The organism is Stenotrophomonas indicatrix (genome assembly GCF_050573115.1).
GTDB classification, from domain to species: Bacteria; Pseudomonadota; Gammaproteobacteria; order Xanthomonadales; family Xanthomonadaceae; genus Stenotrophomonas; species Stenotrophomonas lactitubi_A.
This window is the reverse complement of record NZ_JBNYZT010000009.1, coordinates 39,715-65,475: the sequence shown is the minus strand read 5'-3', so window position 1 is coordinate 65,475 and position 25,761 is coordinate 39,715. Positions and strand designations below refer to the sequence as shown.

The following is a 25,761-nucleotide window of genomic DNA, read 5'->3' as shown; positions in this document are numbered from 1 at the left end:
CGCGCCTGCTCACCAAGGCAGCGGTACCGCCTCGTCATTCGCGCGTTCGCCGTAATACAGCGACGGCAGCAGGCGCGACAGGAAGCTGAACTCGGTATAGCAGTGCTTGAGCAGGCCCAGGCCAATCGCATCGCTGGCTTCGCGCTGCGGATCTTTGCTGTCCAGGCCAAGCACGAAGCGGCTGCGCAGCACGCAACCGAACGGCGTGTCGCGTGTGACATGCAGCATCTGGCCGTCGCAGGGATCACCGTGTGCGTCCAGGCGAACGTGGTCACCAAAACCGATGCGCGCGGCAATCAACGCCGAGACATCGCCTGCATCCTGCGCCGCCTGCAGGCGCTCAGGCGTCAGCAACGTGCGCGGATCGTGGAACTTCAGGCGTGCCGCCACCGGCGGGATGTCGGCCAGCGACTCGACGGCATGGATGCTGGCCCCATGGTAGCTGCGACCACGCTGCCAGGCCGCGTCCCAGCCACGGTGCTCGACGTGGTCCAGCGGGTGCCACCACCGGATGTGCTGGGTCGTCTCGAAGAAGGTGAACCACCAGTCCAGCATGCGGCCCTTGCAGCCGTGCAGATCGGTGCGCACCGCTACCTGCAGTGTGCCGTCCGCGCGGCGCTGGATGCCGGTTTCCAGGTGCATCGGCGCTGGGTCGAGCAGGTCGTGGTGGTCCAGCCAGGCATGAGCGTTGGCAACGGTATCCATGGTGAATCCTTCGGGAGATGAGGACCGGACAATACGGAAACGATAATCGTTTCGCAATTATCAAAATGCGCTAGAATGTGCGCAATGACCGCTATTGCCCCACCCGATCCGATCGTTCCCCCCCGTCGCAGGGGCCGTCCTGCACGTCCAGAGGCCGACGTCCGCCATGCCGTGCTGCAGGCGACGCTGGATCTGCTGTTGGCGCAGGGCTATGAAGCGACCACCATCGAAGCCGTCGCTGCGCATGCTGGCGTGGCCAAAAAGACGGTGTACCGGCATGCCGGCAACCGTGATGAGCTGGTGGGCTTGGCGGTGCGCGAGTGGACCGATGGCTTCGCACCGCAGCTGCAGCGTGATGCCCGCCACGCCGAAGACGTGTTGCCACTGCTGCACGACATCCTGCAAGCGGTGTGCGCGCAGGCATTGTCTGCGCAGGCAGTGCGGGTGTTCCGGCTGTTGACCACCGACTTCCCGGGCAAGGACGCGCTGCTGCGGGCCTACCTCGACAACGGCATCGGTCGCGGCCGCGCACTGCTGGCCGATTGGCTGGCGCGGCAGCAGCAACGCGGCCTGCTGCGCGCCGGTGATCCAGAACGGATGGCGCGTCTGGTGCTGTCCATGGCCGTGGCCGAACCGCTGCGCGAACGCGCCATCGGTGTGGTTGCCGAAGACGCATCGGTGGATGCGCATCTGCGTGACTGCCTGCACCTGATGGAACCTATGCTGCAGGCTGCGTAGCAGGCGCAATCCACGCATGGCGTGGATCTACTGCCAGAAGGTGGGGGCCGACCGTTGGTCGGCACTCATCCATCGCGCCGCAGTAAGGACCCGGCAGTAGAGCCACGCCATGCGTGGCTTCGGATCCATGCCGTGCACTCGCGAAGCTCAATCCCGCACGTACGCCATTCTGCTGTCCATCCCTTCAAAGCCGATCAGTGGCCTCAGCAATTCCTGCACTTCCTCTTCGCTGATGCCACCGCCGGCAATGTCATCCACGCGCGCGAACAGCGTTTCCAGCGCAGCCGCCTGATCCCCACGCAACCAACCTCGATGGGTGGACAACCAGGCCTGCAGGTTGGCGCCAAGATCGCCTTCCGACAGCAGCGAATCGTCCTCCTCCAGTTCAACCACCGCTTCGGCCATCTTGCGGAACAGGAAATCCTGGAAGTTCGCCGCCACCAGATCGGCGCGATCATCGTCGTGCCAGACCAGCAGGACCGGCGGCTCGGCGAAGCCTGGTGCGTTGGTCCAGAAGCAATAGTTGTCGCCGGCGCCGGTGCGTGCGAACGGCAGCAGCTTCAGGTCTTCACGCAACGGGTTGTAGTGATCTTCGGCGGTCAGGTCTTCCCAGGCCGCGCGCAGCTCACTGGCTTCGATCGGTTCGTACTCGTTCGCGTACAGCAGGACCGGCGGCTGTGCTTGCACCTGTGGGAACACATCACGGTGCCAGTGCGGCCCCTGTTCGCCCCAGCTGAAGTGATTCCCTGAGACAAGCAGGTGGAACAACGGCGGGAAGGCTTGGCTGGACGCCTGTTCGAGATCGGCGAGCGTGCTCATGGACGGCCTTGTTGGATGAGGGCGGTTACCTTAGCGCGTGCCGGCCTCATCCACGCATGGCGTGGATCTACTATGTGCAACGGCATCCACGCATGGCGTGGATCTACTGTGCGACGGCATCCACGCATGGCGTGGATAAAAATGGGCATATGGCGATGGTCAGTAGATCCACGCCATGCGTGGATGCGATCCATCACCATTCATTCGCGCAACATATCCACAAACGCACGCAACGCGCCGGGCATCTGCCGCTGCTTCGGGTAGTACAACGCAAACCCGGCAAACGGTTCGCTCCAGTCTTCCAGTACCGCCACGAGTCGCCCATCGTCCAGGTACGGGCGCGCGGTGTCTTCCAGCACATAGGCCAGGCCGATGCCATCGAGCACCGCGCCAACGACGGTACCCTGCTCGCCCAGGGTCAACCGGCCCGGCACGTCGATTTCCAGCGCCTGTCCATCTCGCTCGAACTGCCACTTGTATAGATGCCCACTGGCGAAGCGGAAGCGCACGCACTCATGTGCGGCCAGGTCGCGCGGATGCTGCGGTGCTGGCCGGCGCCGCAGGTACTCGGGCGAACCGACGATCAGCCCGCGCAGCGGCGGCCCCATGGGCACCGCCACCATGTCCTCGGGCACGAACTCGTGCAGGCGAACGCCGGCGTCGTAACCCTCGGCAACGATGTCGACCAGGCCATCGTTCTCGGTCAGCTCCACCCGTACATCCGGATGCGCGTGCAGGAAACGCGCCAGCCGCGGCCCCAACTGGGTTGCCACCGCTGCCCGCGTCGCATTGATCCGCAGCAGGCCTGCCGGAACGGCGCGGAAGTGGTTCATTTCCTCCAGCGCATCATGCACCTGGCCCAGCGCCGGCTGCAGGCGCTCCAGCAGCCGTTGTCCGGCCTCGGTCAGGGCCACGCTGCGGGTGGTCCGGTGGAACAGGCCTACCCCCAGCCGCTCCTCCAGCGCGCGGATCGCATAGCTCACCGCCGAGGTCGACAGCGCCAATTCGGCACCGGCGCGGCGGAAGCTGCGGTGGCGGGCGACCGCGGCGAAGGCGGCCAGGTGGGACAGGTTGTCAGTGGCCATGATTGTGCAGTCTGCCTTGATGAATCATGCCGATATATGCGCTTCTTACCTTGCGGTACGGGGCGTATTGTAAAACGCCTTTCGACAAACCCGCCAAGGATTCCCCATGTCCCTCGCCCGTGGTTACGCCGCCCATACCCATACCGACCCGCTGGTACCCTTCGAGTTCGAGCGCCGCGCGGTCGGCCCGAACGATGTACGCATCGAGATCCTGTACAGCGGCATCTGCCATTCCGACCTGCACCAGGCCCGCGACGACTGGGGTGGCTCGATCTACCCGATGGTGCCGGGCCACGAGATCATCGGCCGCGTTACCGAAGTCGGCAGCGAGGTCACCCGCTTCAAGGTCGGCGACCACGCCGGCGTCGGCTGCATGGTCGACTCCTGCCGCCACTGCGATGCCTGTGAACACGACCTGGAACAGTACTGCGCCGAAGGTGCGACCTGGACCTACAACGGCCGTGAACGCGCCGATGGTGCCCCGACCTACGGTGGCTATTCCGATCATGTGGTGGTCGAGCAGCGCTTCGTGGTCAAGGTCTCCGAAACGCTGGACCTGAAGGCCGCCGCGCCGCTGCTGTGCGCCGGCATCACCACCTGGTCGCCGCTGCGTCACTGGAAGGTCGGCCCGGGCCAGAAGGTCGGCGTGATCGGTCTGGGTGGCCTCGGCCACATGGGCGTGAAGTTCGCCAAGGCGCTCGGCGCGCACGTGGTGATGATCACCACCACCCCGGAAAAGGGCGCCGATGCCAAGCGCCTGGGCGCTGACGAAGTGCTGGTCTCGCGCGATGCCGAGCAGATGAAGGCGCATGCCGGCAGCTTCGACTTCCTGCTCAACACCATCCCGGTCGGCCATGACACCAACCCGTACATGGGCCTGCTCAAGCGTGAGGCGACCATGTGCCTGGTCGGCGTGCTGACCGAACTGGACCCGCCGCTGACCGGTGGCAGCGTGATCTTCGGTCGCAAGCACCTGACCGGCTCGGCGATCGGCGGCATGGCTGAAACCCAGGAAATGATGGACTTCTGTGCCGAGCACGGCATCGTCAGCGACGTCGAGATGATCGACATCAAGAACGTCAACGAAGCCTGGGAACGCATGGCCAAGAACGATGTGCGCTACCGCTTCGTGATCGACATGGCGACGATGAAGAACGCCGCCTGATCCAAGGCGGTTGTGGAAACGAAAAACCCCGGCAATGCCGGGGTTTTTCGTTTGGTAGTGCCGGCCGCTGGCGGGCTACCCCGTACATCTGCCGGCCAGCGGCCGGCACTACCGCAAGGCGGTCAGTACGCGAATTCGCGGAATACCGGATCCACATCGCCGTGCCAGCGGCCATGGAACAGCGCCAGCTTGCGCTCGGCCGGGGTCAGGCCGGACTCGACGATTTCCTGCAGCACGTCAAGGAACTTGCTCTCGTCCTGGCCATCGTCATTGCGCGCCGCACGGCGCTTCAGGCCTTCCACGGAAATCTTCACCGCTTCGCGCGCCAGGTCGCGCACGGTGCCATTGCGGAACGGCAGGTTCATCGCATGCTTGGGCACCCCATCACGCAGCGCATGGCGTTCAACGAGGCTGAAGTCGCGCACCAGATCCCACGCCGCATCCAGTGCGGTGTCGTCGTACAGCAGGCCCACCCAGAATGCCGGCAGCGCACACAGGCGGCTCCACGGGCCACCATCGGCACCGCGCATTTCCAGGTACTTCTTCAGCCGCACTTCCGGGAACGCGGTGGTGGTGTGGTCCGACCAGTCGCGCAGCGTCGGCAGCTGGCCCGGCAGCACCGGCAGCTTGCCCTGCATGAAGTCGCGGAAGTTCTGCCCGCTGGCGTCGTGGTAGATGCCATCGCGGTAGGAGAAATACATCGGCACGTCGAGCAGGTAGTCAACATAGCGCTCGTAACCGAAGCCGTCCTCGAACACGAAGTCGAGCATGCCGGTACGGTCGGCATCGGTGTCGGTCCAGATGTGCGAGCGGTAGCTGAGGTAGCCGTTCGGCTTGCCCTCAGTGAACGGCGAGTCGGCGAACAGGGCGGTGGCGATCGGCTGCAGCGCCAGCGACACGCGGAACTTCTTCACCATGTCCGCTTCGCTGGCGTAATCCAGGTTCACCTGCACGGTGCAGGTGCGGGTCATCATGTCCAGGCCCAGCGAACCGACCTTGGGCATGTACGAACGCATGATCTTGTAGCGGCCCTTGGGCATCCACGGCATTTCATCGCGCGTCCACTTCGGCTGGAAGCCCATGCCGAGGAAGCCCAGCTGCAGCTCGCCGGCCACCTGCGCCACTTCATTGAGGTGGGTGCCGGTTTCCACGCAGGTCTGGTGGATGGTTTCCAGCGCCGCACCGGACAGCTCCAGCTGGCCCGCGGGCTCCAGCGTCACCGAGGCGCCATCACGCAGCAGGGCGATGGTGTTGCCGCTTTCCTGCACCGGCGTCCAGCCGAAACGGACCAGGCCGTTGAGCAGTGCCTCGATGCCGCGCTCGCCATCGAAGGTCGGCGGACGCAGGTCATCCAGGCGGAACCCGAACTTCTCGTGCTCGGTACCGATGCGCCACTGCGAACGGGGCTTCTCGCCCGAGGCGATCTCCGCCACCAGCTGCGAACGGTCGGTAATGGGCGTATCGGCGACGTGGCTGGGGCTCGACAAGGGGGTGGCTCGCTGGACGGTGGCAGGGGATGTGGGGCTGGGAGCCTTGCATCGCAAGGGCGCACTATAGCGTGGCGGCTCGTTACGTCATGCGACGGTGACGGGTTTCAGCATCCTACCGACACCCTCTTGACCCTCGTACACTCAGGGCCATGAGCCGCCATTCACGACATCCTGAACTGCATCGCGCCGATCGCGTCGGCTGGCTGCGCGCCGCCGTGCTGGGCGCCAACGATGGCATCGTCTCGGTCGCCGGCCTGGTGGTCGGTGTGGCCGCCAGCGGCGCCTCGGCCAGCACGATCCTGGCCACCGGCGTGGCCGGCACCGTGGCCGGAGCGATGTCGATGGCCGCCGGCGAGTATGTGTCGGTGCAGACCCAGGCCGATACCGAGAATGCCGATCTGGCGATGGAGAAACGCGAGCTGCACGAAGACCCGCACAGCGAACTGGACGAGCTGACCGCGATCTACCGCCACCGCGGCCTGGAGCCGGCGCTGGCGCGCCAGGTCGCCGTGCAGCTGACCGAGCACGACGCACTGGGCGCCCACGCACGCGACGAACTGGGCATCACCGAAGAGCTGCGTGCACGGCCGCTGCAGGCCGCACTGGCCTCGGCAGGCGCCTTCACCTGCGGCGCTGCCCTGCCGGTGCTGACCGCACTGCTGGCACCGGTACAGAACGTCGCCACCGCCACCACGGTAAGCACGCTGGCCGGCCTGTGCCTGACCGGCGCGATGGCGGCACGCGCCGGTGGCGCGTCACCGACGCGCGGCGCCCTGCGCGTGATGTTCTGGGGTGCGCTGGCGATGGCCGCTGCAGCGGCGGTCGGCCGCCTGCTGGGCGCGCACGTCGTATGACCGGCATGCCCCCCACCGCCATGGCACTGCTGGCGGAGATGGCCAGCCTGGCCGGCTGCGAACGCGCTGAAGGCTACGCCTGCATCACCGCCCGCCGCGAGCATGGCGCCAGTTCGGTGGAGATACCGCAGCCGCAGTTCGCGATCCTGCTGGAAGGCCGCAAGCAGGTGCGTACCGCACACCAGTCGCTGACCTTCGTCCCGGGCGACATCCTGCTGATCACCCAGCGTTGCCGCATCGATGTGGTCAACACACCGGACCCGCAGACCGGCCGCTACCTCAGCGCGATCGTGCCGCTGTGCACGGAAGTGCTGGCGGCGGCGCGCACGCTATGGAGCGAAGCCTTGCCGACGGCCGGACCGGCGTTGGCACGGCAGGCGCTGAGCGATCACGCCACGGCGCTGCGCAGCTGGCGGCAGTCGTTGCAGGATGGCCGCTACAGCGAAGCACGGCTGGCGCTGGCCACGCTGGTGCTGGCGTGGTGCCGGCAGGGCCACGGCAATCTGCTGCTGCCGCACGCACCGACGCTGGGCGAACAGATCCGCGACCGCATCGCCGCCGAACCGGCACGCGACTGGCAGTCGCGCGATGTCGAGCAGCACTTTGCGTTGAGCGGTGCGACCCTGCGGCGGCGGTTGGCGGCCGAGGCCACCAGCCTGCGCCAGCTACTGACCGAAGCACGCCTGGCCCACGGCATGCAGCTGCTGTACACCACCGACCTTCCGTTGAAGACCGTGGCAGCGCGCGCGGGGTATCGTTCCGCAGCGAGCTTCAGCAAGCGCTTCGCCGAGCAGTACGGGCTCGCTCCCACAGATATTTGAGGGTTCTTCAGCAGGGCTGCGCCCTGCACCCGCAGAGGCTCTTCCAGCAACGGCAACAGCAAAGGCCAACGCTGCATTCCGTGGGATGGCGGGGCACTGTGGGTTTGCGGGGACGCCGTGAATCCGTCCATGGAGGCTTGGTCGCCGCATCCATGCGGCTCACACCCCGCAAACCCACAGTGCCCCGCCTTCGACAGTTTCCCGGTGGCCAGTAGATCCACGCCATGCGTGGATGATTTCCTCCCCGTCCATTCGATTCATTTCGATGATTCCGAATTGAATTCGAAGAGCATCCACGCATAGCGTGGATCTACGTGTCGACCAAGGTCGACACCCACCAAGAGCAGGTCATGCCATCCCAACAGATCGCGAAAATCTGTCGAAGGCGGGGTGGGTCCGGTTGCGGGGGTGTCCGCGGCAAGGATGCCGCGGCCAAGCCTACAGGGACGTATTCACGGCGTCCCCCGCAACCGGACCCACCCCGCCTCCCCACAGGAAGCCAGCTTCTGCTGTTGCTTCGGCCGTTGCTGTTGCTTCGGCCGTTGCCTCTGCGGGTGCAGGGCGCAGCCCTGCCGATAACCCCCTGAGCATTCCGCGCAGTGGTTTGAGCGCCGCACGCACGCGCAACGCGGCACGCTGTGCGCACCGGGCCTGCCCATCACTCATCGAGAAGAACCGCCATGACCCTGCGTCATCTGCCGCTGCGCGCCGCCCTGCTGCTGGCCTTGTCCTCCCTGCCGCTGGCCGCGCTGGCCGAGGCCACCTCGCCCGCTCCCACCCAACAGGTGCCGGGTGTGCAGCACCAGCGCATCGGTGCCCTGCAGGTCACCGCCCTGTTCGACGGCGTCGTCGCGCTCGGCCGGCAGGAAGTGGTCGATGTGCCGCCAACGCTGGTCAGCCGCCTGCTCGAAGGCCGTTACGTGCCCGAAGACAAGAAAGGCCTGCAGACCGCGATCAACGCCTTCCTGGTGCGCCAGGGCAAGCACCTGACCCTGGTCGACGCCGGCACCGCGCAGTGCTTCGGCCCCGGCCTGGGCCAGGTGCTGGGCAACCTGCGCGCGGCGGGCGTGGACCCGGCCGAGATCGATGAGGTGCTGCTGACCCACGCCCATCCCGATCACCTGTGCGGCATCCTCGATGCACAAGGCAAGCCGGCCTATCCGAATGCGACAGTGTGGTTGTCCAAGGCCGATGCCCGCTATTGGCTCGACCCGGCCAGCGAAGCCACGGCGCCGCAGGGTGTGCGCTTCGCCTTCGCGCTGGCACGCAATGCGGTGGCGCCGTACCAGGCGGCCGGCCGCCTGCACACCTTCCAGCCTGGCGACGCCCTGCCGGGCCACGCGGTGGCGATGGATACCCACGGCCACACGCCGGGCCATGTGTCCTATCGCTTCGACAGCCAGGGCCAGTCACTGCTGGTGTGGGGCGATGTGCTGCATTTCCACGCGGTGCAGTTCGCACACCCGGAAGCGGCATTCGAGGCCGATTCGGACCGCAAGGCGGCTACGGCCAGCCGTCGCAGCCTGTTGCAGGAAGCCAGCGCCAACGGCTGGTGGGTGGCGGGTGCGCACCTGCCGTTCCCCGGGCTGGGTCACGTTCGCAGCGAAGGCAAGGCGTATGCGTGGGTGCCGGCGGAGTTCTCGCCGTTGCCGAAGGAGTGAGGGCGGCCGCAGGGACGGTGAGGTTGCCGGCCAGCGGCCGGCACTACCGTCATGGCGACGGGGCTTATTCCAGCCCCAGCCAGCCGCCGATGATGCCGCGGGCTTCCTCGACGCCGGTACGGGCGGCGCCGGAGAACACCTGCACGCTCACCGTATCGCCGAACGACGAATGCAGTTCCTTGCGTACCTTCTGCAGGGTCTGCATCTGCTGGCTGCGGCTCAGCTTGTCGGCCTTGGTCAGCAGCGCATGCGCCGGCAGGCCACGCTGCACGGCGTAGGCCAGCATCTGCCGGTCGTAGTCCTTCAGCGGATGGCGGATGTCCATCACCACCACCAGGCCCTTCAAGGCCTCGCGGGTGCGGAAGTAGCGGTCGATGAAGGCCTGCCAGTGCGCCTGCAGGTCCAGCGGCACCTTGGCGTAGCCGTAACCGGGCAGATCGACCAGGTGGGCGTCCGGGGTGACCTGGAAGAACACCAGCTGCTGGGTCCGGCCAGGGGTCTTGGAAACCCGGGCCAGGCTGTTCTGCCGGGTCAGCGCGTTGAGCGCGCTGGACTTGCCGGCGTTGGAGCGACCTGCAAAGGCCACTTCAGAACCTTCATCGGGCGGCAGCTGCCCCATGTTGTGGGCAGAGAGGTGGTATTGGGCGCGTTCGATGAGCAATGACATGCCTATAGGATCGCATGTTGCGGCGCCGCGCGCCCGGCCCGGGGCCTTCCAGCGGGAAAATGCTGCACTGCTGCGTTGACCGTGTACGGAAACGGCGTTGATAATCCAGGCGATGCCGGCCGCCGCCGCCCGGCCGGTCCATACGGAGCTTCAGCATGCGCCACGCTCGCGTTCTTGCCGTATCCGCCCTTGCTACTGCCGTTGTTGCCGCTGCTGCCTTTGCGCAGACCACGCTGACCCCGCTGCCCGACAACGGCCCGATCAAGACCGCCTCGCTCGAGGTGGATTTCAGCAAGACCACCTGGGGCGACGCCAAGGCCGGCCAGACCAAGGCCACTGCGTGTGCCGCCTGCCATGGTGCCGATGGCAATTCCACGGTGGAGATGTATCCCAGCATCGCCGGCCAGAGCGAGCGCTACGTCGCCCAGCAGATGGCCCTGATCGCCAATGGCCAGCGCAGTTCCGGCGCCGCCGTGGCGATGGTGCCCTTCGTGCAGAACCTCACCCCGCAGGACATGCGCGATATCGGCGCGTTCTTCGCCACCCAGAAGGCCAACGCCGGCATCGCCGACGACACGCTGGTGGCCGAGGGCCCGTACAAGGGCATGAAGTTCTACCAGATCGGCCAGCAGCTTTACCGCGGCGGCGACGCCCAGCGCGGGCTGCCGGCCTGCATGGCCTGTCATGGCCCCAGTGGTGCCGGCAACCCCGGCCCGGCCTACCCGCACATCGGCGGCCAGCACGCCAGCTATGTCGCCCGGCGCCTGCAGGAATACCAGGCCGGGCAGACCAACGAGACCGACAAGGCGCACTTCCAGATCATGGCCACGGTGGCGCAGAAGCTGACCGAGCAGGAGGTGCAGGCCCTTTCCAGCTACCTGCAGGGCCTGCACAACAAGGCCGACGACCTCGCCGCCGAGGGCGCTTCGACGCGACCGGCCGCCGCCCCCTGACCGCCACTGGTCGGCGCGGGTCGCCACGACGGCCCGCCGCTGCGGTATGTTTCCTTCACGCCGGCGGCTGCGCCGGCGTTGTCATTTTCAACGGAGATGCGTGTCGATGAGGTTGATTCCCCGCCTTCTGCTGTCCCTGCTGGTGCTGCTGCCGTTGGCGGCCTGCGCCGCCACCCCCGCCAACGCCCCGCTGGTCGAAGGCAAAGACTACGAGCGCATCGCCCAGCCCGGCCCGTTCCAGCCGCTGGCCGGCAAGATCGAAGTGGTCGAGGTGTTCGGCTACACCTGCCCGCACTGCGCCCATTTCGAACCGCAGTTGGCCGCCTGGGCCGCAAAGCTGCCGGCCGACGTGCGCTTCACCCCGGTCCCCGCCGCCTTCGGCGGTGCCTGGGATTCCTGGGCCCTGGCCTACTACGCCGCCGACGAAGTGGGCGTGGCCAAGCGCAGCCACGCCGCCGTCTTCAAGGCCCTGCACGATGACGGCACGCTGCCGATGCAGAACGTCTCGGCCGATGAGCTCGCCAGCTTCTACAAGGCCTACGGCGTGACCCCGGAGCGCTACACGCAGGCCCTGCGCGGCGAGGCAGTACAGAAGAAGGTCGATGCTGCCCGTGCCTTCGCCCAGCGCACCCAGGTGCCGGGCACCCCGGCCATCATCATCAACGGCCAGTACCTGGTCCGTGGCAAGAGCTTCGACGACCAGCTGCGCATCGCCTCGGCGCTGATCGTCCAGGCCCGCGCCGCCCGCGGCCGCTGAACCAACACACACCATCGACACGGCGCTGTCGTCGCCGCATGTCATCATTTCCCTCTGGCCGGTGCCTGACGCCGGCCCCACCTTTCCAGATGCTGGAGACGTTTCCATGAAGACCCGTTTCGCCGCCCTCGCCCTCGCAGCGCTGCTGCCGATCCTGGCGGCCTGCAAGGCCGACGATGGCACCGCCAACACCGCCGCCCCGGCAGAACCGTCGGCGACCCCGGCCGGCACCGAACCGGCCGCACCGGTCGCAGGCAGCGAAGCCGCTGCACCGGCTGCCGAAGGTGACAAGACCGCTGCCAGCGCCGCGCCTGCCCCGACCACCGCCGCGCTGACCGGCCCGGCCCCGGTGGAAGGCGCCGACTACCAGCTGATCCCGAACGGCCAGCCGTTCCAGCCGGCGGCCGGCAAGGTCGAAGTGGTCGAGATCTTCGGTTACGTCTGCCCGGCCTGCGCGGCATTCCAGCCGCTGGTCAGCCCGTGGAAGGCCGGCCTGCCGAGCGATGTGAACTTCGTCTACGTGCCGGCCATGTTCGGTGGCACCTGGGACAACTACGCCCGTGCCTTCTACGCCGCACAGACCTTGGGCGTGCAGGAGAAGACCCACGAAGCGCTGTACTCGGCCATCCACTCGCAGAAGACCCTGAAGGGCGAGCGCGGTGCCGATTCGGTCGATGACATCGCCAAGTTCTACGGTGCCTACGGCGTCGATCCGAAGCAGTTCGCCGCCACCATGGGCAGCTTCGCGGTCAATGCCAAGACCAACTCGGCCAAGCAGTTCGCCCAGCGCAGCCAGATCAGCGGCACCCCGTCGATCATCGTCAACGGCAAGTACCTGGTGAAGGGCAAGAGCTTCCCGGACATGCTGCGCATTGCCGACCACCTGATCGCCCGCGAACGCGGTGCGGCCCAGGCTCACTGATCAAAGAGACGTTTTCCCGGCCGTGACTTCCCCCACAACACGGACCCTGCGCTTGCTGACGGCCAACATCCAGGCCGGCTCGAGTACCCGCCGCTACAGCGACTATGTGACCCGCAGCTGGTCACATGCGCTGCCGGCGGGTCGCAAGCGGAGCAGCCTTGACGCGATTGCCACTTTGGCGCGCGGTCATGACATTGTCGGCCTGCAGGAGGCCGACCCGGGCAGCCTGCGTTCGGGCTTCACCAACCAGACCCATTACCTGGCCCAGCGCGCCGGCTTCAATTACTGGAGCCACCAGCCGAACCGGCGCATGGGCGGCGTCGCCTCCAGTGCCAACGGCCTGCTGAGCAAGCTGGAACCGGTGGAAGTGCAGGACCACGCCCTGCCCGGCCGTATCGGCGGGCGCGGCGTGCTGCTGGCCAAGTTCGGCGACGGTCGCGATGGCCTGGCCGTTGCGGTGGCCCATCTGTCGCTGGGCGCGGGCTCGCGGATGGCCCAGCTTGGCTTCATCGCCGAGCTGTTGTCGGACCATCCCAATGCGGTGCTGATGGGCGACTTCAACTGCCTGGCCGAACGTCCGGAAATGCAGGTGCTTTACCAGAAGACCCGTCTGCAGCCGCCCGGCTGCATCGTGCCGACCTTCCCCAGCTGGCGCCCCGACCGTGCCATCGACCACATCCTGGTCAGCAGCGGTCTGCAGACCCGCAACGTGGAAGCGGTGCCGGCCGCATTCTCCGACCATCTCGCCCTGGCAATGGCGATCGACGTCCCCGCCGACGCCCTGCGCTGACGCTTCTGGCAGGTGCCAACCTCGGTTGGCACGCTGATCTGGGTGCGAACCGTTGCTCGTGTGGGTGCGGACAGCGCTCTTATGGGTGCGGACCGTTGGTCCGCACGCTCTCCGCCGGGCATGGCCCGGCGCTACCCCGCCTGCGCCACCGGCACCTTCAACCGCCTTGCCGTCATCGTGCTGCCCACCGAAGCCAGCACCGTGCAGCCGATCGCCAGCCACTGCAGGCCATGCAGGTGCTCGTGCAGCAGCAGCATCGCCCACAGCGCGGCCACCGCCGGCTCCATGCTGATCAGGATCCCGAAGGTCTCCTTCGGCAGGCGCTTGAGCGCCATCATCTCCAGTGACATCGGAATCGCGCTGGACACCAGTGCCACCACCAGCCCTGCCAGCAGGATCTTCGGTTCCAGCAACGCCGCACCGGCATGCACCACGCCCACCGGCACCACCACCAGCGACGCGGCCAGCAGCCCCAGCGACACCGAATGCCCGGCATGCAGGTGGCCGGCGCGCTTGCCGAACACGATGTACAGGCCCCAGCAGGCCGCCGCGCCCATGGCGTACAGCACGCCCACCGGGTCCAGTGCCGGGCCGCCGCCGATCGGCAGCAGCAACAGCAGCCCGACGGCCGCACAGCCCACCCAGAGGAAATCGATCGGCCGTCGCGACGACAGCATGGCCACCGTCAACGGGCCGGTGAATTCGATGGCCACCGCAATGCCGAACGGGATCGTCCGCAGTGCCATGTAGAACAACAGGTTCATCAGGCCCAGGGTGAGGCCGTAGCGCAGGATGGTGATCGCATCCACGCGGCTGGTCTTCCAGCGCCATGGCCGCCAGAACAGCAGCAGCAACAGCGCCGAGAAGCCCACGCGCAGCGCGCTGGTGCCCTGCGCTCCGATCAACGGGAACAGCTGCTTGGCGTAGGAGGTACCGATGGCCAGTGCGGTGACCGAGCCAAGCACCGCCAGCGCCGGCAACATCGGCGCGATTCGAGAAGTCTGCATGCCGCCAGTCTATTGCGCCGGCGGCGAGCACTTGGCTCAATTGACGGCCCGTCCGTGCAACTTCTGCTCACCATGGCCACCGCCCCCGTGCTGGACAGCTTCGACCGCGCCATCCTCGCCCTGCTGCAGCAGGACAACACCCTGCCGCAGCGGCAGATCGCCGAAGCCGTGCACCTGTCGACCCCGGCCGTGCAGCGGCGGATCAAGCGCCTGCAGGACAGCGGCGTGATTGCCGCCAATGTGGCAGTGATCGATGCCGCGAAGATCGGCCGGCCGCTGACCATCATCGTCGAGGTGCGTGTGGTCAGCGAGCAGCGCGAGAAGGTCGCCCCGTTCCGCCGCCGCGTGCAGGACGATCCTGCCGTGCAGCAGTGCTACTCGATCACCGGCGACGGCGATTTCCTGCTGCTGCTCTCGGCGGCATCGATGGAAGAGTACGAGGCGATCACCGAGCGCTTGTTCGGTGCGGATGACAACATCGAGCGCTTCCGCACGTCCGTGGCGCTGGGCACGTTGAAACGTGGCTTCGACGTGCCGTTGTCATAGCGTAGATGCGTTCGAGCATGGCCTGCTCCTACACTGGCAACGCATGAATACCCCTGCCCCCTCCAATGCCAGACGCCTGCGCCGCTGGCTGCTGCGTGGCGCCATCCTGCTGATCCTGGTCATCGCGGCGATGGCCTTCTGGAACAGCCCGTGGGCCGCCGCACCGAAGATGCTGTGGACGCTCTCGCGCATGCCGCCGGCCACGCAGCTGCCGGTGCCGGTGGAAGGCGTCCGCCCGCGCCAGATCGCCGATACCTTCGGTGCGCCGCGCGGGCGTGACCGCACGCATGCGGGCATCGACATCTTCGGCAAGCGCGGTACGCCGGTGCGCAGCGCCACCCCCGGCGTCATCGCCGACATCCGCGAAAGCGGCCTCGGTGGCCGCCAGGTCTGGGTGATCGGGCCGGGGCACGAGCGCTATTACTACGCGCACCTGGAAGACTGGGCCGATGGCCTGGCGCGCGGCCAGGTAGTGCAACCCGGCGACCTGCTCGGTCACGTCGGCGACAGCGGCAACGCCAAGGGCACGCCGCCCCATCTGCATTGGGGCATCTACGGGAAAGACGGGGCTCGCGATCCGCTGCCGCTGCTGCACTGAGCTGCCTCGCAGAGTCACACGTTGCCGACCGCTGCCAGGCAGTTCTGCAAGCTCGACTCTTCACCTGCATGCCCCCATCATCAACCGCAGTGACAGGGAGAGCACGCCGATGGCCGCACTTGGTCGCACCCCGCTGCTGATCACCATCATGCTGCTGGCCACGGGCTGCAGCACGCTGCAGGCGCCGCGCGAGCCGATATGCGCGCAGATGCTCGCCTTCGCCAACAGCACGCCGGTAGGCGCCAGCCAGTCGATCGAACTGGTTACTGATTGGAACACGTGGAGCAAGGGCTGCACGCACGAGGGCAATCCGGCAGGCAAGCGGTTCTGCGATTGGCTGCTTGCCCATTCCTCCACCGAATTCGCCTCGGCCAACATCCGCAGCGCGATGGCCTGCCTGGACCCCGGCGCCCGCTATGCCGGACCGGTGCGTACCACGCCCGAGTACCTGACCGGCAGGATCCATGTGTCCGACATCCGTGGGCTCGAGCGGAACGTGATGATCACCATCGAATATGCCGACGGCATCGAGAGCCAATTGCCGCGCCTGAACATCCTTGCTGAACGCCTGGCTCCCGACGAATAGCCCTATCGCGCGGAACGCAGGCACAGCCGCTGGCTATTTGTAAATGGAAACAATTCCCATTACGCTATTCGCGTTTTCCGGGCAGCCAGGACGGTTCGTCCGTCCTCGCATTGCCCAGCCACCGCCCTGAAACACAGGGCTTCGCCAGCGGCGTGAGATCCCCACCAGCCGCGGCGCCAGACCATCCGGGAAGCCGGTCGGACGCACGCACGTGCCCGTCCAGGAACCTTGATGACCCGTTCGACCTCCCCCCTGCTGCCGCATCGCCTGTCCGCAGCGGTGCTCTCCGCCCTGTGCCTGGCCGCCGCCCCCGCCGCCTTCGCCGAAACCGTCGCCGACCCGACCACGCTCGACAAGGTCGTGGTGAAGGGCGAGCGTGCCGAAGGCTATTCGGTGCGTCGCACCTCGGCCGGTACCCGCTTCGACCTGGCGCCGCGCGAAATCCCGCAGTCGGTCAGCATCATCAGCCACCAGCGCATCGAAGATCAGAAGCTGGACGACATCATCGACGTGCTGGCCAACACCACCGGCGTGACCAGCACGCAGTCGGACAGCGAGCGCACCGAGTTCTACGCGCGCGGCTTCTACATCGACAGCTACCAGTTCGATGGCCTGCCCACGCAGATGGTGCAGAACTGGAGCTACGGCGACTCCGGTCTGGACCTGGCCCTGTACGACCGCGTGGAAGTGGTGCGCGGCGCCACCGGCCTGCTCAGTGGCGCCGGCAACCCGTCGGCATCGGTGAACCTGATCCGCAAGCACGCCGACAGCGCTGAGTTGACCGGCAGCGTGTCGGTGAACGTCGGCAGCTGGGGCCGCACCCGCACCACCGTGGACGTGGGCAGCACGCTCAATGCCAGCGGCACCGTACGCGGCCGCGTGATCGGCAGCTACCTGGATACTGACGGCCAGATGGATCGCTACAACCAGCGCAAGACGCTGGGCTATGCGGTCATCGACGCCGACCTGACCCCGGATACCCAGCTCAGCGTGGGCTACGACTACCAGCAGAAGCGCGCCAACGGCGCCACCTGGGGTGGCTTCCCGATGCTGTATTCCGATGGCTCGCCCACCGGCTACGACGAATCGTTCAACGCGAGCCCGAAATGGACCTACTGGGACACCACCAGCAAGCGCGCCTTCGCCACCCTGCAGCACGCCTTCAGCAACGGCTGGAAGTTCAAGGTCGGTGCCACCCACGATGAGACCCGGGCCGACGACAAGCTGTTCTACCCGGCCTACAACGACTGGACCACCGGCGCGTCGAACTTCGACAAGACCACCGGCGCCGGCATCTCGCCGTCAGCGGGCTTCTACAACACCGAGCGCAAGGTCACCGGCGTTGATGGCTACGTTGACGGTCCGTTCCAGTTGTTCGGCCGCGAGCACCAGTTCATGGCCGGCCTGAGCTACAACAAGCGCGATTACGCCAACTACGGCGACTACCAGGTCGGCGGCGTCGGCCAGACCTGGAACCCGTTCACCAGCTACCTGAACTGGACCGGCAACATCAGTGAGCCGAACTGGAACCCGCTGGCACTGGCCAGCGAAGGCACCATCACCCAGAAGGCCGGCTACGCCGCTGCACGCCTGTCGCTGGCTGACCCGCTGAAGCTGATCATTGGCGCCCGCTACACCGACTGGAAGAGCGAAGGCGAAGGCGCCGACCGCGCACACAAGGTCACCACGCCGTATGCCGGCCTGGTGTTCGACATCAACGACACTTACTCGACCTACGCCAGCTACACCGAAATCTTCCAGCCGCAGACGCTGAAGGACCGCAACGGCAGCTACCTCGATCCGGTCGATGGCACAAGCTACGAAGTGGGCATCAAGGGCGCATGGTTCGACAACCGCCTGAACGCCTCACTGGCCGTGTTCCGCATCGAACAGGACAACGTCGGCCAGGCCACCGGTGAACCCGTGCAGGGCAGCCAGAATGAGTTCGCCTATCGCGCCGCGCGTGGCACGGTCAGCCGTGGCTTCGAGTTCGAACTGAATGGCGAGCTGGCAACGGGCTGGAATGCCACCTTCGGTGCCTCGCGCTATGTGGCCAAGGACATCAACGGCGCCGATATCAACACCAACCTGCCACAGACCGCGCTGAAGCTGTTCACCAGCTACACCCCGCAGTCGCTGCAGGAACTGACCGTCGGTGGCGGAGCCAACTGGCAGAACCGCATCTACTACCCGGTACCGGCCTACGGCCGCATCGAGCAGAGCGGCTATGCGCTGGTCAGTGCGTTCGTGCGCTACCGCATCTCGCCGGAGTTCAGCGTGCAGGCCAACCTCAACAACCTGCTGGACAAGAAGTACCTGTCGCAGATCAACGGCTACGGCGCGTATGGCGATGGCCGCAATGGTTCGCTGACCTTTACCTGGTCGTTCTGACGACCCGCTGAGGTCGGAAGGACCGGCACTGGCCGGTCCTTCCCTTGCCCCTCCCCGTTTGCGCGGACGGGCACTATCGCGGCAACACCGAAGCTCCTAAGCTAGCCGCCAGCCGGCTGCAGGATCGCGCCGGCCCCAGGGAAGTCGAACCCGACCAGGCAGGGAGTGAGCGATGAAGAAGTGGATTCTGATCGTTGCCGTACTGACAATGAGTGGCTGTGAAACCCTGAAGCCCAGGACCGTGTCATCGGCTGAGACGGGCGCGGCATCGCGACTGGAGTTCCAGTCCGGCCCGGACAGCGCCGCGGCAGCCGCGAAGGCAGCCATTGCCGAACAGAAGTGGAAGCTGCTTTACAGCGGCACGGAAAGGCCGAAAGGCGACCACGGCTTCCAGAGCAACAACCACCTCGGTGGCGAAACCGACGACCAGCTTGCCTGGAGCAAGTCCGCTCAGGCCGGCCTGAAGCCCACCGCCTATCTGCAGGCAAAGACACCCACCAGCGCCTTCAGCTGGGGCGCGGAACTGTTCGTCGTTGTCTATGCCACCGAGACCGGCGGCAGCGCCATTGCCATTTCGGCATCGACCAGCCAGGCCCTCGAAAAGGAAAAGCTGGACAGTTACATCCGCCAGCTCGGCAGCGCCATCGACCAGCGTCTGGACTGACTACCCTGGGCCAGCGCTGCGCGCACCTGGGCCTGGCCGACACTGACGTTCAACAGGAGATCTGCACGATGAAACTGCGCATGCATGTGTCAGTGGCGATGACAATGGCGGGCATGAGCGGCTTTTCCGCTCATGCGGTGGATGCCGCCGCAGTCGCTCCCCACCGGCAGGACCTGAAGACCTTCTTCCAGTCCGAACAAATCGACTACATGACCGGGCAATGCCTGCAGCATTCGCCCGAACTGGGCAGGCAGATGCAATCGGCTGCACAGCAATGGCGCCACGACAACGCCGCCGCCACCCAGCGCGGCAGCGACGCCGCAATGAAACTCTACCCGCAACTGGGCGAAGACATCGCCACCCAGCGCAGCCGCGTTCGCCAGCAGTCCGCCAAACAGACGGAAGCGGAGCTGGCCGCTGATCCACAAACAGCCTGCCGGCAGGCACTCAACGGCATCCGCTTCAATGTGCCACTCGAGATGCAGGGGCCGACGTTGACCAGCCCCGTGCTGCGCGCCGACATCTTCAAGCAGGCCTCTTCCGGTGCGGCCATCCTGCTCGACTGCACCGCACTGCAGAGCATCCAGACCGAAGTGGTCAGCGATGGAGGCAGCGGCTCGCAGCGCCGTATCGAGGAGCGCTGGTCGTTCAAGGGCTGCGACAGAACCATCGCCGCCGCGGTCCACTATGCACCGGCCGAGGGCGGCACATCACTCGTTGTCAGTTTCCCTGGAACAGGCGCCAGGCACCGAACCACGCAGGCGCAGCCTCGATGACGCCGGGCATGGCCCGGCGCTACCCCAGCAACAGCAGCGCCGGAATCACTCCGGCGCCGCCGTCCTCACATCAGAACCGCAGGTCCGCGCGCAGGTACCAGTAACGGCCACGCGGGATGTCGTAGGTCGAGGCGTCATAGCCGTTCAACGAGCACGACAGGCAGATCGGCGGATCCTTGTCGAACACGTTGTTCAAGCCGGCCGTCAGCTGCAGCCCCTTCATCCAGTCGATCTTGTAGCCCACCTGCGCATCATGGAAGGTGGTCGCCGACAGCGTGTTGGTGCCAGCAGCCTGGTTGCTGCACACCGGGAACGCCACGGCGTCACCGCAGTCTTCGGTCAGTTCGGAAATGTGGCGTACCGTCCAGTTGGCACTCCAGTTGTCCAACGTCCAACCGATGCTGGCGTTGCTGGTCCATTCCGGAATCGAACTGTCAGCCACTTCAACGCCCGGCTTCTGCGGCTGCCGCTGGCCGGCCGCACCGGTGGCCTCATAGCGACCGACGAAGGTGTTCTTCCAGCCCAGCTTGAACTGGCCGATCGAACTCTGCGGCAACGTCCAGAACAGATCCACATCCCAACCGTCGGTCTTGATCGAACCCAGGTTGGTCAGGCGGTTGTTGAAGCTGCTGACCGCACCAGTGCTGGCACGGGTGATGCCATCGCAGTAGATCGGGTCCAGCGTGTCCACGCACAGGTCCAGCTGGGTCTGCGCGTTGATCGCCTGGATCGCGCCATCGATGTTGTGGCGGTAGAAGGTCACTTCCACGTCGAAGCGCTCCGACCACGATGCATCGTTGCCGAACCAGGGGCTCCACACGAAGCCGGCACTGAAGCTGCGCGAGCGCTCCGGCTCCAGCTCACGGTTGCCGCCGGTAGTCACCGAGATCTGCGAGTTGGCCTGCTGGAAGCCCGCCGGCACGCCCAGCGAGGCACAGTTGGCCGCGCTGCCACGGGGCGGCGTGCCGCCCAGACCAATCGAGCAGGGATCGAACAACTGCAGGTCGGCGCGCGCAGCCGAACCGTACAGCTCACCGATCGACGGTGCGCGGAAGCCTTCGGCATAGGTGGTGCGCAGGACGAAGTCATCGGTCACCTGCCAACGCAGGCCGTACTTGGGCGTGAACTCGCCACCGAAGGTCGAGTAATCCGAGTAGCGGCCAGCCAGGCTCAGGTCCAGCTTCTTGCCCAGTGCCGAGTCGGCGAAGATCGGCACGCTCAGCTCCAGGTACGCTTCGTTGACGTCGTAGGAGCCGGACGTCGGCTGCGACGGTACGCCGTTGTAGTGGCCGATCACCGTCAGCGGGTCAGGCTGGTACGAACCTTTGTACTTGCGGTGTTCGAGGCCGGTGGCGAAGGACACCGGGCCGGCCGGCAGGGTGAACAGATCGCTGGACAGGTTGGCGGTGAACAGGCTCAGTTCGTTCTGGCTGCGGTCGCGCACCACCGGCTGGATCCAGCGCAGCATGTCCGGGGTGATCGAGCCTGCGCCACCGAAAATGTTCAGCGGCACGCAGCCCGGCGTGGCCGCGCACACGGCCGGATCACCCAGCGCCATGTTGACGTTGTAGATGTTGTAGCTGCCGTAGTTGGTCTGCTCGGCCTTGTTCTTGCTGTACATGCCGTTGACGTCCCAGTACCAGCTGCGGTCGGCCGCCTGGAAGTTGCCGACCAGGCCGGTGGCGAAGTACGTGGTGTCCACCTTCTGTTCAAACACGCGCGCGCCGCCTTCCACCGGGCGGCGACCGATCAGGCTCATGTTGCCCGACGACACCAGGTCGAAGCCGAACGGGTTGTACGGGTTCAGGGCCGAGACCACGATGTTGTCGGCCAGCGGGTTGCCGGTGGCGCCATCGGGGCCGAAGAACAGCGGCTCCGGGCCGGCCTGGTTGGTCGACTCGCGGCGGTTGCCCAGTGCCTTGACGTACCACTGCACGTTGTCGGTGATGTCGAAACGGAACTGGCCGAACAGACCCTTACGCTCCGACGGCGTCAGCACCATGTTGTATTCGGCGAAGTTGAAGCGGTCGGCGCTGGTGAAGCAGTGGTAGTCGTCGGTGCGGTTGCAGCCGGCGCTGCCGTCGTAACGCGGGCTGCCCACGCCGGTGTTGGGCACGATGTCCTGTTCGGCACCGGTGTTGGGATCGACGAAGGCAAAGCGCCCTTGCGGAATGCCGCCGCTGCCGAAGGCCAGGCCGGTGCCGGGAATCGGGAAGCGCGACTGCTCGCGGTCCTTCGCATACACCGGGTCCTGCTTGGTCCAGCTTGCCCCCAGGAACAGGCTGTAACGGTCGCCGCTCTTGCCCCAGGCCAGGTCCACGCCCTTCTGCGTGCCATCGCCCTTGCCGTACTGGCCATAGTTCAACGTCACCTGGCCGCCATCGAAATCGCGGCGGGTGATGATGTTGACCACACCGGCGATGGCATCGGAGCCATACAGCGACGACGCGCCGTCCTCCAGCACTTCGATGCGTTCAACGATGGCCAGCGGAATGGTGTTGAGGTCGGTGGCCGAGCCCACGCCCGAGGCCGAGGATTCGTTGACCCAGCGGATGCCATCGACCAGCACCAGTACACGCTTGGCACCCAGATGGCGCAGGTCCACCTGCGCCGAACCCGCGCCGACGCCACTGCCGTCAGGCGGGAAACCGAAGTTGCCCGACGAATTGAACTTGGCATTGAGCGCCGAGCCCGAGCCGGTGAGCTGTTGCAGCACTTCACCGATCGAAGTAAGACCAGTGCGTTCGATGTCGGCGCGATTGAGCGTCTGGACAGGCACCTGGCCCTCCACTTCAGCACGCTTGATGCGGGTGCCGGTGACTTCGATCGCGTCCAGATTGGTGGTGGCCGATTGGGCAGCAGCACCCATCGGTGCCAAGGCGGTCACGCACAGCGCGACGGCGACCGCCAAGGGGCGGTGGTGCAGGTAATTCATTCGCTCTCTCTCCAAAGGAATGTCGGGACATGGACTGCCGCGCTCCCCCCTGCATGGCGGCAGCGTCTCCTTTGTAAACAAGCGGTAAAAATCGCGGCGTGATGCCCGACACTCTTTCACGCGAATTTGACGATTCTGAAAGCAGATAACGTCAATTAGCTACGTATTCACCGAAGGCGGTGATCTACATCGGCACCCTTCTGAGCGCCTGTTACCCAAATGCGGCCCTCCCTCAGGAAGGCCGCACCGGTGACTCGCTCACTGCACGAACGCGATGCGTTCCATGCCGGTGGCCTCGGCGGCGGCCAGGATCTTGGCCATGCCGTCGTACTCGGCCGACGGATCGGTGCTGATGCGCAGCTCCGGCAGGTTGCCGGCATGCTCACTGGCCTGCGCCTGCAGGCGCGACTGCAGATCGCCGATGGCCATCGGCTGCCCGTCCCAGCTCAACTGGCTGGACGCATCCAGGCGCAGTTCGATCGGCGGCGGCGGTTCGGGGCGATCCACCACGCGATCAGTGGCCTGCGGCAACTGCACGTTGATCGGCCGCGACAACATCGGCGCGGTCACGATGAAGATGATCAACAACACCAGCATTACATCCACCAGTGGCGTGACGTTGATGTCCGCCAGCGGGCCGCTTCTTCCTGCGCTACTGAATGCCATGTGCCGCTCCCTGCAGCAGGGCCGGTCGCCCCAGCCCAAACCTACGCCGGACAACCGCCCTCGCGGCAGTGCGGATCCCATCATCATTCAGCTGTCGTTGCCGTCTTCGGCCGTGTACACAATGCGAAACTGAATTCAGCCACTGCCCGCTATGCTGGTCGCCATGACCCGACGATCTTCGACCGCCCTGTCCCTGCTCCCGCTGGCCACCACGCTGCTGATCGGCTGCGCGAGTGCCCAGTCCCTCGATGCCCAGAACGCCCAGCTGAAGGCCGCCATCGCCGCCGCCGAACGTGGCCAGTTCGATCCCGGCCAGGCCGCCGCGCTCAGCCGCCATCCCGCGTATGGCTGGCTGGAGTTCGCCAACCTGCGGCGCAACATCGACACCGTCGATACGGCGCAGGCACAGGCCTTCCTCAAGCGCTACCAGGGCCAGGCCGTGGCCAACAGCTTCCGCAGCGCCTGGCTGCCCTCTGTAGCGCGCCGCCAGGACTGGCCGACGCTGCTGGCCAACTGGGCTCCCACCGACAACCTCGGCCTGCGCTGTGCGCAGCTGACAGCGCGCCAGGCCACCGGCAAGCTGGACCCGCAGTGGATCGGTGAAGCCCAGGATCTGTGGCGCAAGAACGGCAAGTCGTTGCCCGATGCCTGCGACGCCGTGTTCGCCGTGCTGCAGGCGCAGGGTGGCATGAGCGACGCGCTGCGCTGGGAACGCATCGATGCCGCTGCCGATGCACAGCAGCCGGCGGTGATGCGTTCGGCTGCGCGCGGCCTGCCGGCCAGTGATCTGGCCTTGGCCAACACCTACGCCGCCTTCGTCGACAAGCCCAATGCCAGTGCCCTGAACTGGCCGCGCAACGAGCGCAGCCGGCGCATCGCCACCGACGGCCTGGCCAAGCTGGCCAAGGCTGACCCGGACGCCACCGAACAGCAGCTGCCGCAGTACGCGCAGGCGCTGGGCCTGAGCGCCGAACAGCAGGGCCAGGTGCGTTACCAGATCGCCCTGTGGACGGTGGCGTCCTACCTGCCCGATTCGGCCCGCCGTTTGAATGCCGTACCCGATGCGGCCTACGACGAACGCCTGCACGAATGGCGCGCACGCGAAGCGATGTCGCGCGGCGATTGGCCGGCGACGCTGGCAGCGATCCGCAAGATGGGCCCGACCCAGCGCAGCGATTCGCGCTGGCGCTATTTCGAAGGCCGCATGCTGGAAAAGACCGGCCAGGCACAGCAGGCACAGCCGCTGTTCCGCGAAGCCGCACGTGCGCCGACCTTCCATGGTTTCCTGGCGGCGGACAAGGTGCAGCAGGCCTACACCCTGTGCCCGTGGAAGCCCAACGACAGCGCGCAGTCGCAGGCCGTAGTGGCGCGCGATCCGGCCATCCAGCGCGCGATGGCGCTGTACCAGATCGACCGCGCCGGTTGGGCGGTGGCCGAATGGAACAACGCACTGTCGCGCTTCGATGACACCCAGCGTCGCCTCGCGGTACGCGTGGCGCAGGACAACGGCTGGTTCGACCGCGCGGTGTTCTCGCTCGGCAAGCAGAAGCAGGAGCAGCGCCTGTACGACCTGCGCTTCCCGCTGCACCACGACGCTACGATCCGTCGCGAGTCGGCACGCAATGCACTGGACCCGGCCTGGGTGGCCGCTGAAATCCGTGCGGAAAGCGTGTTCAGCCCACGCGCGCGTTCGCCTGCCAACGCCATGGGCCTGATGCAGGTGCTGCCGGCCACCGGCGCCGGTGTGGCCAAGTCCATCGGCCTGACCGGCTACGGCGGCGCTGACAGCCTGTACGACCCGGACACCAACATCGCCATCGGTACCGCGTACCTGCGGCAGTTGATGAACAAGTACGAGGGCCTGCCCTACGTGACCATCGCCGCCTACAACGCGGGCCCGACGCCGACCGCACGCTGGCAGACCCAGCGCCCGGGTTTCGATCCGGACCTGTGGATCGAGACCATCAGCTACAAGGAAACGCGCGAGTACGTGGCCCGCGTGCTGGCCTTCAGCGTGATCTACGACTGGCGACTCAATGGCGACGCATTGCCGCTGAGCGACCGCCTGATGGGCCGCCTGGTGGACAAGCGCAAGAGCTTCACCTGCGCCGCCGACGCCGACCAGGGCGGGGATTGATCGACAGCCGGTAGTGCCGGCCGCTGGC

The 25,761-nt window shown here is 66.4% G+C and carries 24 protein-coding genes; 16 read left to right on the top strand and 8 right to left on the bottom strand.

All coding sequences use genetic code 11. The features are described from left to right. Window positions 1–9: 9 nt before the first annotated feature. Complete coding sequence (locus ACQ5SA_RS18915; protein WP_353099188.1) at window positions 10–705, bottom strand: DAPG hydrolase family protein; 696 nt, start codon at window positions 703–705, stop codon at window positions 10–12. 75 nt (window positions 706–780) lie between these two features. Between ACQ5SA_RS18915 and ACQ5SA_RS18910 the strand changes: the two genes are divergently transcribed. Beyond that, window positions 781–1,443 (top strand): TetR/AcrR family transcriptional regulator, encoded by a 663-nt coding sequence (locus ACQ5SA_RS18910; protein ID WP_434557009.1) that lies wholly within the window; start codon window positions 781–783, stop codon window positions 1,441–1,443. A gap of 147 nt (window positions 1,444–1,590) precedes the next feature. Here ACQ5SA_RS18910 and ACQ5SA_RS18905 read toward each other — a convergent pair whose 3' ends face one another. Together ACQ5SA_RS18905 and ACQ5SA_RS18900 are read right to left on the bottom strand one after the other, a co-directional pair. Next, complete coding sequence (locus tag ACQ5SA_RS18905) at window positions 1,591–2,262, bottom strand: SMI1/KNR4 family protein (RefSeq protein WP_353099190.1); 672 nt, start codon at window positions 2,260–2,262, stop codon at window positions 1,591–1,593. 200 nt (window positions 2,263–2,462) lie between these two features. Then, a complete protein-coding gene (locus tag ACQ5SA_RS18900; protein ID WP_353099191.1) occupies window positions 2,463–3,347 on the bottom strand; it encodes a LysR family transcriptional regulator in 885 nt (294 codons plus the stop codon). A 106-nt stretch (window positions 3,348–3,453) separates the two neighbouring features. Here ACQ5SA_RS18900 and ACQ5SA_RS18895 point away from each other — a divergent pair, with 106 nt between their 5' ends. After that, the gene (locus ACQ5SA_RS18895; RefSeq protein WP_499315548.1) at window positions 3,454–4,512 is read left to right on the top strand and encodes an NAD(P)-dependent alcohol dehydrogenase; all 1,059 of its coding nucleotides are present in this window, start codon (window positions 3,454–3,456) and stop codon (window positions 4,510–4,512) included. Between the two features lie 122 nt (window positions 4,513–4,634). On the opposite strand, the gene ACQ5SA_RS18890 is transcribed toward ACQ5SA_RS18895, so the two are convergent. Beyond that, entirely contained in the window at window positions 4,635–5,999 is a 1,365-nt protein-coding gene (locus ACQ5SA_RS18890; RefSeq protein ID WP_499315547.1) for a glutamate--cysteine ligase, read from the bottom strand. Window positions 6,000–6,151: 152 nt separating this feature from the next. Here ACQ5SA_RS18890 and ACQ5SA_RS18885 point away from each other — a divergent pair, with 152 nt between their 5' ends. From ACQ5SA_RS18885 to ACQ5SA_RS18875, 3 genes are all read left to right on the top strand, one after another. Further along, the gene (locus ACQ5SA_RS18885) at window positions 6,152–6,856 is read left to right on the top strand and encodes a VIT1/CCC1 transporter family protein (protein WP_363731640.1); all 705 of its coding nucleotides are present in this window, start codon (window positions 6,152–6,154) and stop codon (window positions 6,854–6,856) included. Further along, window positions 6,853–7,677: a helix-turn-helix transcriptional regulator gene (locus tag ACQ5SA_RS18880; protein ID WP_499315545.1), complete on the top strand. Its 825-nt coding sequence runs from the start codon at window positions 6,853–6,855 to the stop codon at window positions 7,675–7,677. The genes ACQ5SA_RS18885 and ACQ5SA_RS18880 overlap by 4 nt, the downstream gene beginning before the upstream one ends. Before the next feature lie 680 nt (window positions 7,678–8,357). Then, complete coding sequence (locus ACQ5SA_RS18875) at window positions 8,358–9,338, top strand: MBL fold metallo-hydrolase (RefSeq protein ID WP_499315544.1); 981 nt, start codon at window positions 8,358–8,360, stop codon at window positions 9,336–9,338. Window positions 9,339–9,402: 64 nt separating this feature from the next. Here ACQ5SA_RS18875 and yihA read toward each other — a convergent pair whose 3' ends face one another. Further along, complete coding sequence (gene yihA / locus ACQ5SA_RS18870) at window positions 9,403–10,005, bottom strand: ribosome biogenesis GTP-binding protein YihA/YsxC (RefSeq protein ID WP_230111274.1); 603 nt, start codon at window positions 10,003–10,005, stop codon at window positions 9,403–9,405. A 155-nt stretch (window positions 10,006–10,160) separates the two neighbouring features. On the opposite strand from yihA, the gene ACQ5SA_RS18865 reads away from it, so the two are divergent. The 4 genes from ACQ5SA_RS18865 to ACQ5SA_RS18850 all read left to right on the top strand — a co-directional run bounded on the left by ACQ5SA_RS18865 (window position 10,161) and on the right by ACQ5SA_RS18850 (window position 13,427). Next, window positions 10,161–10,958 (top strand): c-type cytochrome, encoded by a 798-nt coding sequence (locus ACQ5SA_RS18865; RefSeq protein ID WP_346587695.1) that lies wholly within the window; start codon window positions 10,161–10,163, stop codon window positions 10,956–10,958. Between the two features lie 106 nt (window positions 10,959–11,064). Then, complete coding sequence (locus ACQ5SA_RS18860) at window positions 11,065–11,715, top strand: thiol:disulfide interchange protein DsbA/DsbL (RefSeq protein WP_230111279.1); 651 nt, start codon at window positions 11,065–11,067, stop codon at window positions 11,713–11,715. Between the two features lie 106 nt (window positions 11,716–11,821). Beyond that, on the top strand, window positions 11,822–12,637 hold the full coding sequence (locus tag ACQ5SA_RS18855; RefSeq protein WP_230111281.1) for a thiol:disulfide interchange protein DsbA/DsbL: 816 nt from the start codon (window positions 11,822–11,824) through the stop codon (window positions 12,635–12,637). Between the two features lie 22 nt (window positions 12,638–12,659). Then, on the top strand, window positions 12,660–13,427 hold the full coding sequence (locus ACQ5SA_RS18850) for an endonuclease/exonuclease/phosphatase family protein (protein WP_089236863.1): 768 nt from the start codon (window positions 12,660–12,662) through the stop codon (window positions 13,425–13,427). A 131-nt stretch (window positions 13,428–13,558) separates the two neighbouring features. Here ACQ5SA_RS18850 and ACQ5SA_RS18845 read toward each other — a convergent pair whose 3' ends face one another. Beyond that, a complete protein-coding gene (locus ACQ5SA_RS18845; RefSeq protein WP_089236864.1) occupies window positions 13,559–14,434 on the bottom strand; it encodes an EamA family transporter in 876 nt (291 codons plus the stop codon). A 72-nt stretch (window positions 14,435–14,506) separates the two neighbouring features. On the opposite strand from ACQ5SA_RS18845, the gene ACQ5SA_RS18840 reads away from it, so the two are divergent. From ACQ5SA_RS18840 to ACQ5SA_RS18815, 6 genes are all read left to right on the top strand, one after another. Next, window positions 14,507–14,980 carry an Lrp/AsnC family transcriptional regulator gene (locus tag ACQ5SA_RS18840; RefSeq protein ID WP_165378087.1) on the top strand — a complete coding sequence of 158 codons (474 nt, stop codon included), beginning with the start codon at window positions 14,507–14,509 and terminating at the stop codon, window positions 14,978–14,980. Between the two features lie 43 nt (window positions 14,981–15,023). Continuing rightward, entirely contained in the window at window positions 15,024–15,578 is a 555-nt protein-coding gene (locus ACQ5SA_RS18835) for a M23 family metallopeptidase (protein ID WP_230111283.1), read from the top strand. 109 nt (window positions 15,579–15,687) lie between these two features. Then, complete coding sequence (locus ACQ5SA_RS18830; protein WP_230111284.1) at window positions 15,688–16,164, top strand: hypothetical protein; 477 nt, start codon at window positions 15,688–15,690, stop codon at window positions 16,162–16,164. A gap of 231 nt (window positions 16,165–16,395) precedes the next feature. Further along, complete coding sequence (gene fhuE / locus ACQ5SA_RS18825; protein WP_499315542.1) at window positions 16,396–18,555, top strand: ferric-rhodotorulic acid/ferric-coprogen receptor FhuE; 2,160 nt, start codon at window positions 16,396–16,398, stop codon at window positions 18,553–18,555. Window positions 18,556–18,727: 172 nt separating this feature from the next. Then, complete coding sequence (locus tag ACQ5SA_RS18820; protein WP_499315540.1) at window positions 18,728–19,219, top strand: hypothetical protein; 492 nt, start codon at window positions 18,728–18,730, stop codon at window positions 19,217–19,219. 68 nt (window positions 19,220–19,287) lie between these two features. Then, entirely contained in the window at window positions 19,288–19,995 is a 708-nt protein-coding gene (locus ACQ5SA_RS18815) for a hypothetical protein (RefSeq protein WP_499315539.1), read from the top strand. A 70-nt stretch (window positions 19,996–20,065) separates the two neighbouring features. On the opposite strand, the gene ACQ5SA_RS18810 is transcribed toward ACQ5SA_RS18815, so the two are convergent. Both ACQ5SA_RS18810 and ACQ5SA_RS18805 read right to left on the bottom strand, forming a co-directional pair. Beyond that, window positions 20,066–22,930, bottom strand: a complete 2,865-nt coding sequence (locus tag ACQ5SA_RS18810) for a TonB-dependent receptor plug domain-containing protein (RefSeq protein WP_499315538.1) — start codon at window positions 22,928–22,930, stop codon at window positions 20,066–20,068. A gap of 258 nt (window positions 22,931–23,188) precedes the next feature. Beyond that, window positions 23,189–23,596 (bottom strand): ExbD/TolR family protein, encoded by a 408-nt coding sequence (locus tag ACQ5SA_RS18805; RefSeq protein ID WP_099820943.1) that lies wholly within the window; start codon window positions 23,594–23,596, stop codon window positions 23,189–23,191. 151 nt (window positions 23,597–23,747) lie between these two features. Between ACQ5SA_RS18805 and ACQ5SA_RS18800 the strand changes: the two genes are divergently transcribed. Further along, complete coding sequence (locus ACQ5SA_RS18800) at window positions 23,748–25,733, top strand: transglycosylase SLT domain-containing protein (RefSeq protein ID WP_499315537.1); 1,986 nt, start codon at window positions 23,748–23,750, stop codon at window positions 25,731–25,733. Window positions 25,734–25,761: the final 28 nt, after the last annotated feature.